Here is a 13,328-nt window from a genome sequence, read left to right as displayed (position 1 = left end):
GGGGCGCAGGGCGCAGGGGGGCGTTGCCACGCCGCCTCGCTTCCATGACGCCTCCTGGTCAGCAGGTATCCACAACCCTCCGACTCAGCACGCTAGTAGCTGTACCAGGCCGTCGTCCGTTTTTCCAAGCAGCTGTGCACCGGTACCCAAGTCCGGCAGGGGTCATCCATGAGCGGCGCGCGGGGACAGCCGCGGGGCCCGTCCGTGCGCGGCGCGCCGGGCGGCCGGGGCGTTCCCGCACGCCGCTCGTGGATGACCCTCGCCCTTGCCCGGTGCCGCCGTCACAGCATGCGTACGGCGGTCTCCGCGTGCTGCTTGGCGTGGGCGAGGAGCACGCGGCTGTTGCGGCCGATCGTCTCGCGCACCCGTCGGCGGGCGTGGTCCAGGGTCGCGTGCGCGCCGAGTTCGGCGGCGATGTCCTCCTCGCGCAGCACGACGGTGTGCAGCGCGACGACGCTCACGCCGTGCTCGTCGGGGACGACGGACCATTCGCCGGTGTGTGCCTGGACCAGGGCGGGCGTGGTGATCTGCTTGTGGATGATGCGCTCGGCGTGCGGGAAGCAGATCCGCACCGAGTCGGTGACGTGGGTGCCGTACTCGGTCAGCGTCTCCATGGTCATGCGCTGCACCCCGGGCTCCTCCTCGGTGAGGTCGACCCGGCTGACGTGCGGCACCATGTCCGGCCAGTCCCCGGCGCGGTAGAGGAAGTCGTAGACCAGTTCGGCCGGGCCGTTGACGTGGACCGACTCCTCGAAGGTCAGGATGAGTTCGTCCAGGCGGGTCCACCGCTCGGCGATCGCCTTCAGGCCGGCGAGCTGGCTGCGGCTGTGCCCGGCGGCGGCCCGCTCGGCCCAGGCCCGGTCGGCGGGCTGGTCGTCGACGACGCTGAAGTCGTACGCCAGCTCCAGCTCACAGGCGTCGGGGCCATCGGGCGTGACGTTCACGATGCCGCCCAGCGCGCTCAGGGGTGGTGCGGGCAGTTCCTGCCGGAACTCCACGCGGCGCTTCACCGGGTCCAGGCGCCGCCATGACGTCCATGACTTCAGCTCGCCGTCCAGGAAACACCACGTCCGCAGCCGCTCCCGCTCGCCGTCGAACTCCAGGCGTTCCACATGAACGCTCGGGGAGAAATAGAGCGGCCAGTTCACCGCGTCGGCGAAAAGGGCGTACACCACACCGGCCGATGCGGACACATGAACCTTGTGCGTCGTCTTCTCGGTCGTCTTCTCCGCGAGCTCAACAGACATCTGAACACCTCTCCTACATTGCGCCGACGAGTACGCGAACAGAATTCAGACGGCTGGATGAAAACCGCTGAAGGACGGGCGGAAAGCAGATCGAATGGCGCTGGTCCCATCAGCCGTCAACTGCCGCGTCGCGCAAGGATTCAGGGGCCTGCGGGCAGTGTGCGTGCCCGCGCCGGGTGGCCGGGGGTTCAGCCGACGGGCACGCTCTCGCGGGCGAGGCGGCGGGTGACGCGGCAGGCCCTGCCGAGCAGTGCGGGCAGTTCTCTGCCCCGGGTGAAGAAGTGGTGGCCGGGGACGGTGCGCAGCCAGGTGGGCCCCTCGGTCCACTGCCGCCAGCCCTCGGCGATGGTGGGCGGCGCCAGCGGGTTCTCCTGCGAGGCGACCACGAGCACGGGCGTGGTGAGCGGGCCCGCGAAGGAGGGCTTGCGGGCGGCCTCCTCCAGGGCCTGGGCGAGTTCGAGGTCGGCGCGCAGCACCGGCAGCATGGCGCGCAGCCAGATCCCCTCGTCGCTCGCGGCCGGCACCGCGCCCTTTCCGCCCAGGACGTGCAGCAGTTCGGCGTCCGTCACCCCGCGGGGGTCCGGCAGGTCCGAGGGGGTGTCGGGCGGCGGGCAGGCGCCGACCGCGAGGAGGGCCGGGCCGGGCAGACCCGCCTCGTGCAGGGCGCGGGTCACGGTGAAGGCGACCAGGGCCCCGAGGCCGTGTCCGTAGAGGACGTAGGGGGCGGGCTGCGGGTCCGCGAACCGGGGCAGCACGTCGGCGAGGAGCGCCTCATGGGTGGTCACCCGGGGTTCGGAGCGCCGCCGTTCGCCGCCCGGCAGGCACACCGGGAGGACCTCGACACCGTCTCCGGTGCTCGCGGCCCAGTGCTCGAAGACCGACAGGCCTCCCTCGGAGTGCGCGAAGCAGTGCAGGCGCACCGACTGTCCGTCCGACATGGCCGTCCTCCTCTCCCTGGCCCCTGGACACACGGGGGTGGGGTTCGAGAATCGCGGGACGACCTCAAAGACCGCTCGAGGCCGGGCAGAAGCCGGCTTCCGCCCGCTCGTCCGCACGGCCGGGCGGTGTGATCATGGAGAGGACCTCCCCTGCGGTGCGTTCAGGAGAGGTCCACCGGGTACGGAGGTCTTCGCGCCCTGGCGGCCCTGGCCGGCCGGACATGGACGCGTGCGGGGCGGACCGCCCGGACGGCGGGTGCGTGCGGGGCGGCTGCCGTCCGGCCGGGCCCGCACGCCCGCCGGTACCGGGGCAACCGCCCCTGTTCAGGGCGGTCCGACGGATGCCGGGCCGGCGCTGTTCCCCCGGCCGCCCGGCCCGTGGCCACCGTGTCCCACGTACCGCCCCGAGGCCACGTCCCACCTGTTCATGGCTGCTGACGACCTCTGAGTACGACTCGAGCCCCCGCTCCGGCCGGCCTCAGGCGGCGTAGAGATCGAAGGTCGAGCTGCGCCGGACGCCGGCGGTGACGTCCAGCTGCGGGTCGACGGACAGCATGGCCTGATGCAGCCGCTGCACCTGCGGCGAGGGCTCCACGCCCAGCTCCTCGATGAGCCGGATGCGCAGCTTGCGGTAGACGGCGAGGGCCGACGCCTGCCGTCCCGACCGGTACAGCGCCACCATGGCCTGCGAGTGCAGTCCCTCGTGCTGCGGGTAACGCGCGGTCAGTTCGGCCAGTTCCGCGATGAGTTCGGAGTGCCTGCCGAGCCGCAGGTCGGCGTCGATGCGCCGCTCCACGGTGCCGAGCCGGCTCTCCTCCAGCCGCATGACCTCGATGCCGAGGATGGGCCCGACCCGGACGTCGACCAGTGCGGGGCCGCGCCACAGCTCCAGCGCCTTGCGGAAACACGTGGCCGACCTCTCGTCGTCCCCGGCCTCGAACGCCGAGCGCCCCTCGGTGACCATGCGCTCGTATTCGTGCACGTCCACGCTCTCCGGCGGTATCTGGAGCAGGTAGCCGCCGTGCCGGGTGGCCAGTACCTCCTTGGCGGCGCCGGGGGCGTCCGGTCCCATGGCCGTGCCCAGGCGCCGGCGCAGTTGCAGGATGTAGGTCTGCAAAGTGGTCAGCGCGCTCTGCGGCGGCTCGGTCCCCCAGATTTCCTCCATGAGCATGGGGACAGGCATCACCCGTCCGGGGTAGAGAGCCAGCAGGGAAAGAATCTGCCGCGGCTTACCGGCCGTCGGGACAATCGACCCCCCGTTGACCTCGGCACTCAACGGACCCAGAACTTGTATCTTCACTGCTTTCCTCCGTACCTCGTCGAGTTCCTCTCGTGGCTGAATTCCATCACCGGCAGCACACTAGCCGGATTCGCGCCACACCCGACTTTCCTCAACCGGAGCTTGAGGGCGTTTCAACTGAAGGCCGCAGTCCGGAAATTGATCGACTCAAGGGCAGGTGAACGACGACTGGAAGAAAGGAGCTCCGCACGGTCACGGGAGGTTTCCGCCGGTTGGTCTTTCATTGAATTCCACCGGACAGAAACCGAATTGCGGAATGCCCGGCACCGCTTACCGGGTCCGGACATGCCGCTTCCCAGGGCGTCGGCGCGGCGGAGAACCGCCTGCGCACCAGCCCTGGGAAAGGGAGGCGGCCACTCAACTGGTCGGAACGAGTCGGTCCTTGGTGGTCTTCGGGGCCGCCGTGGTGGTCTCCGGGTTGGCGGTCAGGATGGACCGCTGTAGGCGGCGCAGCCCGGCCGACGGCTCCAGACCGAGGTCCCGGACGAGCGTGGCGCGCAGCCGCTGGTAGACCTCCAGCGCCTCGCCGCGCCGCCCGGAGCGGTACAGCGCCAGCATGAACTGGCCATGCAGGCTCTCGTGCGTGCGGTAGCGGTTGACCAGGACGGTGAGTTCGGCCAGCAGTTCACGGTGCCGCCCCAGCCGCAGATCGGCCTCGATGCGCTGGTCCAGCGCGCACAGCCGGCTCTCCTCCAGACGCTTGATCTCCATGTCCAGCTGCGTCCCGGCCTGGACGTCGGCGAAGGCGGTCCCGGACCACAGGGCCAGCGCCTCGCGCAACTGCCGGGCGGCGCCGGGGAAGTCGCCGGCGTCCATGGCCCGGTACCCCACACCCGCGAGCCGCTCGAAGGCGCGCACGTCGCTCTCGCCGCCACCGCTGGCCAGCAGATAGCCGCTGGGCATCGTCACCAGCACGTCCTTGGCGGTGCGCCGTCCGCTCTCGCCCGCCATGCCCTGCTCGTCCTTCTCCAGGGCCACGGCGATGAGTTCGCGCAGCTGAAGGACGTAGGTCTGCAAGGTGGTGCGGGCGCTGCGCGGTGGTGTGGTGCCCCACAGCTCCTCGATCAGTGCGGAGACGGGCACCACACGGTCGGCGTGCAGTGCCAGCAGGGCCAGCACCTGCCGCGGCTTGGGCGCCGTCGGCGTGATGGAGACTCCGTTCTCCTGTACGGCCAGTGCGCCGAGTACCTCGATGTCCACGCGATCTCCCCTGTCTTGTGCCCGAGTGCTCCGGTCGGTCCGCGGCCGTCTGCAGATGCCAGCCCGGCGCCACAAGAAGAGTAAAAACAGCACGCACGGTCTGTCAATATCAAACCGCGCATCCTGTATTTTCTTAGCGGTTGCGTAGCAGCTCGATCGCTCTGACCAGCGGTTATGTAGATCCTCTAGGGAAAATCAAGGCGCCCTGGAGTCGATCTCCAGGGCGCCGTTGGGCAACGTAGACGAAGAACGATAGCCAAACAGACCATGTGGTCTGCTTGAGCGGGGCTTCAGCGCGTGGGCCGCTCCGAGGACGCGGAGGAGGAGACGGCGGCCTGCGTCCGCGAGCCGGAGCTCACCAGCCGGCCCAGGTCGTGCCGGCGGGCGAGCCGCGGCAGCAGCACGTCCCAGAAGCGGGTGAGGTTCTGCCGCGACAGCCAGGAACTGTCGTCGCCGCCCAGGACCTCCAGGCCCACGGTGGCGGCGACGATGACACGGGCGCTGTCCGCCCAGGACACCCCCTCCGCCAGGGCGCCGTTGCGCTCGGCCCGGCGCAGGCTGTCCTCGACCCAGTGCTGCCACTGCGCGCGCAGGGTGGACTGACCCCTGCGCGTGCCGTCGCCCGAGAGCCCGAAACCGCCGCGGACCACGGTGTCCTGGGCGAGGCTGCGCATCAGCTCGTGCGTGGCGTCCACCACGGCCTGGAGCGAGTCGCCCTGCCAGGCCCGCGCCGTCTCGGTGATCCGGCGCACGACCCGCGCGGCCTCCGCCTCGACCGCGTCGGCGAGCATGGCCTTGTTGGCGAAGTGGAAGTGCAGCGCGCCGTTGCTGACCCCGGCCCGTTTGCTGATGGTGCTCAGCGAGGCCGTGACGAAGCCCTCCTCCGCGAACACCTCGGCCGCGGCGTGGATCAGTGCCTGCCGGGTGCGGGCGGCGCGCTCCTGTTTGACCATGTGCTGTCTCCTGAGAACAGGGACGTCGAAGGCCGGCACCGCACCGACATCCCCAGTCCCTCGGACGTACTGCTACTGCGGTGGGTTGCCGTGCTTGCGCGACGGCAGGTCGGCGTGCTTCCTGCGGAGCATGGCCAGGGAGCGGATGAGGACCTCGCGGGTGCGGGCCGGGTCGATCACGTCGTCCACCAGGCCGCGCTCGGCCGCGTAGTACGGGTGCATGAGCTCGGCCTTGTACTCCTTGACCATCTTCTGCCGCATCGCCTCGGGGTCCTCGGCCTCGGCGATCTGACGTCGGAAGATGACGTTGGCGGCGCCCTCCGCGCCCATCACGGCGATCTCGTTCGTCGGCCACGCGTAGGTGAGGTCCGCCCCGATGGACTGGGAGTCCATGACGATGTAGGCGCCGCCGTACGCCTTGCGCAGGACCAGCGAGACCCGCGGCACGGTCGCGTTGCAGTAGGCGTACAGCAGCTTCGCGCCGTGCCGGATGATGCCGCCGTGCTCCTGGTCGACGCCGGGCAGGAACCCGGGGACGTCCAGGAAGGTCATGATCGGGATGTTGAAGGCGTCGCACATCTGCACGAACCGCGCGGCCTTCTCGCTGGCCGCGATGTCCAGGACGCCGGCCAGGGTCTGGGGCTGGTTGGCGACGAACCCGACGGTCTGCCCGTCCAGTCGGCCCAGCGCGCAGATGATGTTCCGCGCCCAGCCCTCGTGGACCTCCAGGTACTCGCCGTCGTCGACGACCTCCTCGATCACCTTGGCCATGTCGTAGGGCCGGTTGCCGTCGGCGGGCACCAGGTCCAGGAGCGCGTCCGAGCGGCGGTCGATGTAGTCGTCGCCGCGCACCCTCGGCGGTGCCTCCCGGTTGTTCTGCGGGAGCAGTGACAGCAGGTAGCGCACCTCCGCGATGCAGGTCTCCTCGTCGTCGTACGCGAAGTGGGCCACCCCCGAGGTCTCGGCGTGCACGTCGGCGCCGCCGAGGCCGTTCTGGGTGATCTCCTCCCCCGTCACGGCCTTGACGACGTCCGGGCCGGTGATGAACATCTGCGAGGTGTCGCGGACCATGAAGACGAAGTCGGTCAGGGCAGGGCTGTAGGCCGCGCCGCCCGCGCAGGGGCCCAGCATCACGCTGATCTGCGGGATGACGCCCGAGGCCTTGGTGTTGCGCTGGAAGATGCCGCCGTAACCGGCGAGCGCGGAGACGCCCTCCTGGATGCGGGCGCCAGCGCCGTCGTTGAGGGAGACCAGCGGAGCCCCGGTAGCGATGGCCATGTCCATGATCTTGTGGATCTTGGTGGCGTGGGCCTCGCCCAGGGCGCCGCCGAAGATCCGGAAGTCGTGCGCGTACACGAAGACGGTACGTCCCTCGACGGTGCCCCAGCCGGTGATCACACCGTCCGTGTACGGCTTCTTCACCTCCAGCCCAAAACCGGTGGCCCGGTGCCGCCGCAGTTGCTCGACCTCCTGGAAGGACCCCGGGTCCAGCAGCAGTTCGATGCGTTCCCTGGCGGTCAGCTTGCCTTTGGCGTGCTGCGCCTCGGTCGCCTGCTGACTGGGGCCGGCCAGCGCCTTCTCACGGATGCTGTCCAGTTCCGCCACGCGCCCGCGGATGTCGGCGGGTCCCGGTTCCATCGATGCCCGGCTCGTCATAGCCATGTCAGGTGCCTTCCTGGGACAAGGCCGAGGAGGTCCCGCCCCGGGTCCGTGAAGCCATCATAACAAACCGCTTATGCGGTTTAAGGTTGAGGAGTAAAGGGATTCTGGGGACAGGCCCCGCCATCAGCGCCAACTCTCGGGCGCCGCATACGCGTCCGGCGCCCGCCACCAGCCGATCTCGGCCGACGGCAGCTCCTCCAGCGCGCCGTCCGGCGCCCCGTCCGGCGCGCCCTGCGCGCCCGCTCGCAGGCTGAGCAGAACCGCGACGACAGCGGCCAGCTCGGCCTCGTCCGGCCGGCCCCGCTCCACCTTGATCAGGGCTTCGTCCCTGCGCATGCGACCGATCCCCCTTCGCCTAGGGCCTGGAGACACGATCGGTGAGCCCACTCAAGAACCGCTTTGAGCCCAGTGGAGACAGGGGACGGCAGAGAATGCATGGTTCCGTTTATTTGGCAAGCAGAGCATGCGATTCCGTCTAGAAATTAAACCGGCTGGTATGTATCTTCTCTGTCCTGAGGAGACAACGACTCAGATTCAAGCCAACGCAGCCCAGGGGGGAACCATGTCTGCGAGCACGTTCCGCATCAACCGCATGACGCCCGGCGCGGGAAGCTCGGAGAGCGACAGGACGGCGCGCACCGAGACCGGCGCTCTCCTCGTCCGGTCTCTGACCACCACTGTTCCGAAGGAACTCGTGCATCGCGCGAGTGTCGCCGAGGTCATGCTCACGGACTGGGAACCCGTGGGCGACGACCGCTTCGTTGTCACGGCCCAGTGGCCCCGCGGGCACAGCTTCTTCGCCATGAACGGTCGCTACAACCCGCTCATCGCGGCGGAAACGATCCGCCAGGCGGGGATCCTGCTGGCGCACGCCGAGTACGGCGTCCCCCTCGACCAGCAGCCGCTGGTGCGGGACATCAGCGTGAGCCTGCGGCCGGAGCACTTCGACATCGACTGGACGCCCGCCGGCCTCGAACTGAGCGTGGCCGTCCACGAGACGCAATGGCACGACGGCCAGCTGACCGGGCTCCGCGTCGACGTGGAGATGCGCCGTGACGGACACCTCGCGGCGACCGGCGGGGGCGCACTGACCTGCGCCCGCCCGCAGGTGGACCGGGGCGCGCAGGAGGAGCGGCCCCAGGCCATCGCGCTGACGGCGCCGCTGCCCCCGCAGACCGTCGGGCGCACCTCGCCCATGGACGTGGTCCTGTCGCCGATCGGCGAGCCGGACCGCTGGCAGCTCCGGGTGGACACCCGGCACTCCGCGTTCCTCGACCAGCAGGTCGAGCACGTGCCGGACATGATGCTGCTCGAGACCGCCTGCCAGGCCACGGCCGCGACGCTGGAACGTTCCTGCGTGCCGCTGGAGATCGCGAGCGAGTTCCTGCGGGACATCGCGCTCACCAGCCCCTGCGTGATCGAGGCCTGCCTGATCCCCGGGACCGGCATGGACCCCGTGGAATCCGTGCTCGTGACAGGGCACCAGGACGGAAAGCTCGTGTTCCGCTCCACGGTGACCGTGGCCGCCGACTGAGCGACACGGCCAGAGGAGCGTCCGGCGCGGCCCGGGGGGCGATCCGCCCCGCGCGCGTGGCCGGGACTGCGTCACCGCGATCCGGTGACGCAGTCCTGGCCCGGTACGGACGCAGCGCCTCATCGGTCAGCTCGCCACCGCCACCGCTTCCTCGGCCAGGACCTCCCGCATCCGCGCGTCGCTCTTGGCGCCGAGTTCCATCGCGCGGGCCGTGGAGATCTCCAGGTTGCCGAGGACGGCCGGGACCGCGAGACCGGGCAGCAGGTGCTCGAAGAGCTCCACCACCCGCGCCTCGAGGTCCTCCCGCTGGGACAGGATCTGCGAATAGACCTGCACACCGGTCCAGGCCGCCGAGAACAGCCAGGCCGTCTCGACCGGGTCGATGTGCGGAAGGAGCTCGTTCTGCTCCTTGGCCTCGGTCAGCATGTGGACGCAGGCGTCGATCCACTGCGTGATGGCGGCGGTGCCGAACTGCGCCCGTACGTCCTGCTCCAGGCTCAGCCGCGCGACGGCGCTCACCAGCGGGTCGCGCCGCATGCGGTAGGCGACCGTGAGCCCGGTGTCCACGAACACCTGGAGCTTGCAGGGGCTGGGCTCCACCGAGATCACGCTGAACTGCTGGCTGAGCACCCCCTCCGCCAACGCCGCCTTGGAGGGGAAGTGGAAGTAGAGCGCGCCCTTGGTCACGCCGGCTCTGGCCAGGATCTCACCAATGGTGGCGCGTTCGTATCCGTGCTCGTCGAAAACGGAAGCCGCTGCTGTCACGATCGCCAGTCGTGTGCGGATCGCGCGCTCCTGCCGCGCCATGAAGGACCTCCCTGGTTGGTGCGGGGGTTCGGCACCACGTCGGTTGTCCGTCCCAAGCAGAACAAAACCAGGGAGTCCGTATTTTCACAAGCCGCCATGACCCGTACTTCGCGCATTTTCGTTGTTTCTTCACACTGTTCTGTAGCCGCTAGGAGCGCTTCCATGCAGAAGAAAGTGCTGGTCACCGGGGCAAGCGGCTTCATAGGCCGCCATGTGGTGCGTGCCGCCGTTAGAAAACCGGCCGTGCGGATTCGGCTGATACACCGCAGCTCCGAGGCGCCCACCGACACAGCGTTCGAGCGTGTCCGGGCCGACCTCACGGACCCCGCGTCACTGCGGGGCCTGTGCGAGGGCATCGACGCCGTCGTCCACTGCGCGTCCGCCGTGGGCACGGACGAGCCCACCCTGCGGGCGGTCAACGAGGAGGGCACCCGGGCGCTGCTCGACGAGGCAATGCGCCAGGGGGTGCGCCGCATCGTGTACGTGAGCACCGCCGCGGTGTACGGCCGCGGTCCCTTCCGGGACGCCGAGCCCGCCGACCTGGCGCCGGCCCCCGCCTCCGCGACCAGCCGCACCCGCGCCGCCGCCGAACGGCACGTGCTGGCCGCCGGCGGCACGGTGCTGCGCCCGCACCTGGTGTACGGCACGGGCGATCGCTGGGTGATCCCCGGACTGGCCGGGCTCGTACGGCTGTTGGGGGCGAAGGTGGCGTGCGGCTCGGTGCACTCCGCCGTCGACGTCGGCGCGCTGGCCGAGGTCGCCGTCGCCGCCGCCCTCCAGGAGCGCGACCTGCCGCCGGTCTTCCACGTCAACCACCCCCGTCCGGTGCCCGTCGCCGCCCTGATCGATCTGGTGAGCGGACAACTGGGGCTACCGGAGCGGGAGTCGCTGTCGCTGAGCCGGGCCAGGGAGCTGGCCGACGGCTCTCCCCCGGCCCTGCACCACCTCGAGATGCTCGGCACGGACCACTGGTTCGGCAGCGAGCGCGTCTGGCGGGACCTGGGCTGCGCCGCGGGCCCCTCCCCCCTCGACGGCCTCGCCGCCCACCTGGCGTGGTACGGCCCTCTCCTGCGCGCCGCGCGCTAGCCGGCGAGCGCGGTGACCTCGGGCCGCTCCCCCGGCGCGGCCACCGGGCCGAGCAGGACGGGCAGTTCCCGGTGTCCGTTGGAGATGAACGACTCCAGGGGGCGCAGCTCCTGCGCCGGCACGGCGAGCCGCATCGCGGGGAACCGGGTGAACAGTCCGCTCAGCGCGAGGGTCGCCTCCAGTCGCGCCAGCGGGGCGCCGACGCAGAAGTGCGGGCCGTGGCCGAAGGAGAGGTGGTTGCGGCGGGTCTCCCGGGTGACGTCGAACCGGTCCGCCCCCTCTCCGTGCACCAGGGGGTCGCGTCCCGCGGCGAGGAAGGAGATGACCAGGGGGTCGCCCTGGGGGATCACCACTCCGCCGGCCTCCACGTCCTGCACCGCGTAGCGCAGGATCCCGTTGGCGCCGGGAGCCTCGACGCGCAGGGTCTCCTCGACGGCGTCGTCCCAGCTCGCCTGCCCCGAGCGCAGGAGCGCGAGCTGCTCGGGGTGGGTCAGCAGCAGGGCGACCGCGTTGTCGAGGAGGTTCACGGTGGTCTCGTAGCCCGCCGTGTACAGCAGGATCAGGTTGTCGACGAGTTCCTTCTCCGTCAGCCGGGTGCCGTCCTCGTCCCGTACGGCGATCAGCGCGCTGGTCAGGTCCTCGCCGGGGGTGTCGCGTTTGAGGGCGAGCAGGTCGTTCATCGTCATGTACAGATCGACGGCGTTCTGCTGCGCCTGTTCCAGGGAGGCGGCGGTGTCGAAGAAGCCGGCGATGATCCGGCGCAGCCGCGCGCGGTGTTCCTCGGGGATGCCGAACAGTTCGGCGAGCACCTGGGTGGGCAGCAGGTGGGCGAACTCCTGGCGCAGGTCCACGGGTTGGTCCGCGGGCAGCTCGGCGAGCCGGTCCAGCAGCTCCTGCGTGATCTGCTCGACGCGCGGTCGCAGCTGGGCGACCCGGCGGGCGGTGAAGGCGGCGGCGACGAGCTTGCGCAGGCGTTTGTGGTCGTCGCCGTAGGCGGTGACCATGTTCTGCACCGACACCCAGATCGCCAGCGGCCACGTCTGCGCGATCTCCCCGTCGATCCACGCGGGCCAGTGCCGGTAGGCGTCCTTGGAGATCCGCGGGTCGGTCAGCAGGGCCCTGATCTCCTGCTGGCCGGTCACAGCCCATGCGTCGACGCCGCCCGGCAGGGTCACCCGCGCCACGGGACCCTGTTCCCGCAGGTGGGCGGCCTCGCCGTGGAGGTCCCGTCCCGTGGGGTCGAAGGCGTACGGGCACTGCTGCTGACGAGGCATGGGGTCTCCGCTTCGTGAGGCGGGCTCCGAAAATTCGAAGCCACTCAGCCAACAAAACCGTATGTGCGGTATGTTAAAGCCCGGACGCCTCGCCCGACATGGGGCGTATCGGGACAACACCCTTCGTTAACGGAAGGTTTACCCCCGCTTATGTCGGAGCTGAGGCGCACTGGCTCCCTCCTCAGCATGCCAAAAGGGGCTTGAAAAGAAAACCGGTTAGTCCGTATCTTATGCGGCGTGTGAGCCACCCCCTTCCGATCTGCTCGACTCTTGCGGAGAGAGGCGGAGAGCGCGCGTGACTGCTCTGACGACCCGTACACAAGCCCTGGTCACCCCACGACGAGGGCCGCGGGCACAGCCTGCGACGGAGCTGCAGGCCATGCCCCGACTGACCACCACGGTCCCCCGGGAGTACGTCCACCGGGCATGCCACGCGGAGGTCTTCCTCACCGGCTGCGAGAAGCTCGACGAGAACCGCTTCGCCCTCACCGGCGAGTGGCCGCGTCGGCACTCGTTCTTCACCAGTGCCGACGGCACCCGCCATGAGGCCCTGCAAGCGGCTGAAACCATTCGCCAGACGGGGCTCTTCCTCGCGCACGCCGAGTTCGACGTGCCCCTGGGCCACCAGTTCCTGCTGTCGACGCAGTGGTTGACCACGTTCACCGAGGAGATGGTGATCGGACGCGGTCCCAGCGAGCTGTCCCTGACGGCCGTGTGCACCGACGTGGTCCGCAGGGGCAAGCGGCTCTCGAAGTTCCAGATGGACATCACGATCGAGCGTGACGGCCGCACCTGCGCCGTCGGCGGGGGCCAGTTCTCCTGCATCTCCGAGGGGACGTACCACCGGCTGCGCGGCACCGCGGCGACAGCCAGGCTGCACGCCCGCAGCCGGCCCGAGGACACGCTCGCCCCGGCCGCCGTCGGCAAGGCCCTGCCCGTCGACGTGGTGCTCGCCGCCACCGGACGGCCCGACCGCTGGCTCCTGGACCCCGACCCCCGGCACGCGATCCTCTTCGAGCACGCCGGCGACCACTACCCCGGCATGGTCCTCCAGGAAGCCGCCATGCAGGCCGCGACCGCGTTCGGCGGCCCGGAGCGCTTCATCCCGTCGTCGATGGACTCGGAGTTCCACCGCTACGCGGAGTTCACCTCGCCGGTCTGGATCGAGGCGACCGCCCTGCCCGCGGACACCGCCGGCGCACCGCGCGTCCAGATCACCGGCATGCAAGGAGCGGACGCCATCTTCACCACGACCGTCTCCGGCACGCCGAACGCCGCGCTCTGAGAGGCGACACCGGCCAGGCCGCGGGAGCGCGGCCAGGGGCTG

12 protein-coding genes are annotated in these 13,328 nt (G+C 70.2%); 3 read left to right on the top strand and 9 right to left on the bottom strand.

Features of this window, described 5'->3' with window-relative positions; translation table 11 throughout:
• Positions 1 to 281 precede the first annotated feature (281 nt).
• The 7 genes from ACH41F_RS35120 to ACH41F_RS35090 form a co-directional block, all read right to left on the bottom strand.
• Positions 282 to 1,247, bottom strand: coding sequence for an SRPBCC family protein (locus ACH41F_RS35120; RefSeq protein WP_391244557.1), 966 nt, complete (start codon positions 1,245 to 1,247; stop codon positions 282 to 284).
• A 188-nt stretch (positions 1,248 to 1,435) separates the two neighbouring features.
• Positions 1,436 to 2,185 (bottom strand): thioesterase domain-containing protein, encoded by a 750-nt coding sequence (locus tag ACH41F_RS35115; RefSeq protein ID WP_391244560.1) that lies wholly within the window; start codon positions 2,183 to 2,185, stop codon positions 1,436 to 1,438.
• Positions 2,186 to 2,663: 478 nt separating this feature from the next.
• Positions 2,664 to 3,485: a BTAD domain-containing putative transcriptional regulator gene (locus ACH41F_RS35110; RefSeq protein ID WP_391244563.1), complete on the bottom strand. Its 822-nt coding sequence runs from the start codon at positions 3,483 to 3,485 to the stop codon at positions 2,664 to 2,666.
• Positions 3,486 to 3,842: 357 nt separating this feature from the next.
• Entirely contained in the window at positions 3,843 to 4,685 is an 843-nt protein-coding gene (locus ACH41F_RS35105) for a BTAD domain-containing putative transcriptional regulator (RefSeq protein ID WP_391244566.1), read from the bottom strand.
• A 290-nt stretch (positions 4,686 to 4,975) separates the two neighbouring features.
• A complete protein-coding gene (locus ACH41F_RS35100) occupies positions 4,976 to 5,638 on the bottom strand; it encodes a ScbR family autoregulator-binding transcription factor (protein ID WP_391244568.1) in 663 nt (220 codons plus the stop codon).
• 72 nt (positions 5,639 to 5,710) lie between these two features.
• On the bottom strand, positions 5,711 to 7,300 hold the full coding sequence (locus ACH41F_RS35095) for an acyl-CoA carboxylase subunit beta (RefSeq protein WP_398839042.1): 1,590 nt from the start codon (positions 7,298 to 7,300) through the stop codon (positions 5,711 to 5,713).
• Between the two features lie 123 nt (positions 7,301 to 7,423).
• Positions 7,424 to 7,636, bottom strand: coding sequence for an acyl-CoA carboxylase epsilon subunit (locus tag ACH41F_RS35090; RefSeq protein WP_391244572.1), 213 nt, complete (start codon positions 7,634 to 7,636; stop codon positions 7,424 to 7,426).
• A 226-nt stretch (positions 7,637 to 7,862) separates the two neighbouring features.
• Here ACH41F_RS35090 and ACH41F_RS35085 point away from each other — a divergent pair, with 226 nt between their 5' ends.
• On the top strand, positions 7,863 to 8,834 hold the full coding sequence (locus ACH41F_RS35085; RefSeq protein ID WP_391244575.1) for a ScbA/BarX family gamma-butyrolactone biosynthesis protein: 972 nt from the start codon (positions 7,863 to 7,865) through the stop codon (positions 8,832 to 8,834).
• Positions 8,835 to 8,960: 126 nt separating this feature from the next.
• On the opposite strand, the gene ACH41F_RS35080 is transcribed toward ACH41F_RS35085, so the two are convergent.
• The gene (locus tag ACH41F_RS35080) at positions 8,961 to 9,641 is read right to left on the bottom strand and encodes a ScbR family autoregulator-binding transcription factor (RefSeq protein WP_391244579.1); all 681 of its coding nucleotides are present in this window, start codon (positions 9,639 to 9,641) and stop codon (positions 8,961 to 8,963) included.
• Between the two features lie 162 nt (positions 9,642 to 9,803).
• Between ACH41F_RS35080 and ACH41F_RS35075 the strand changes: the two genes are divergently transcribed.
• Positions 9,804 to 10,727, top strand: a complete 924-nt coding sequence (locus ACH41F_RS35075; RefSeq protein WP_398839039.1) for an NAD-dependent epimerase/dehydratase family protein — start codon at positions 9,804 to 9,806, stop codon at positions 10,725 to 10,727.
• Here ACH41F_RS35075 and ACH41F_RS35070 read toward each other — a convergent pair.
• A complete protein-coding gene (locus tag ACH41F_RS35070; RefSeq protein ID WP_391244585.1) occupies positions 10,724 to 12,001 on the bottom strand; it encodes a cytochrome P450 in 1,278 nt (425 codons plus the stop codon). The genes ACH41F_RS35075 and ACH41F_RS35070 overlap by 4 nt on opposite strands.
• Before the next feature lie 379 nt (positions 12,002 to 12,380).
• Here ACH41F_RS35070 and ACH41F_RS35065 point away from each other — a divergent pair, with 379 nt between their 5' ends.
• Positions 12,381 to 13,286: a ScbA/BarX family gamma-butyrolactone biosynthesis protein gene (locus ACH41F_RS35065; RefSeq protein ID WP_398839036.1), complete on the top strand. Its 906-nt coding sequence runs from the start codon at positions 12,381 to 12,383 to the stop codon at positions 13,284 to 13,286.
• Positions 13,287 to 13,328: the final 42 nt, after the last annotated feature.

The sequence above is a fragment of the Streptomyces sp. NPDC020489 genome (assembly GCF_044386545.1).
GTDB lineage: Bacteria > Actinomycetota > Actinomycetes > Streptomycetales > Streptomycetaceae > Streptomyces.
This window is presented reverse-complemented; position numbering and strand designations above follow the sequence as displayed.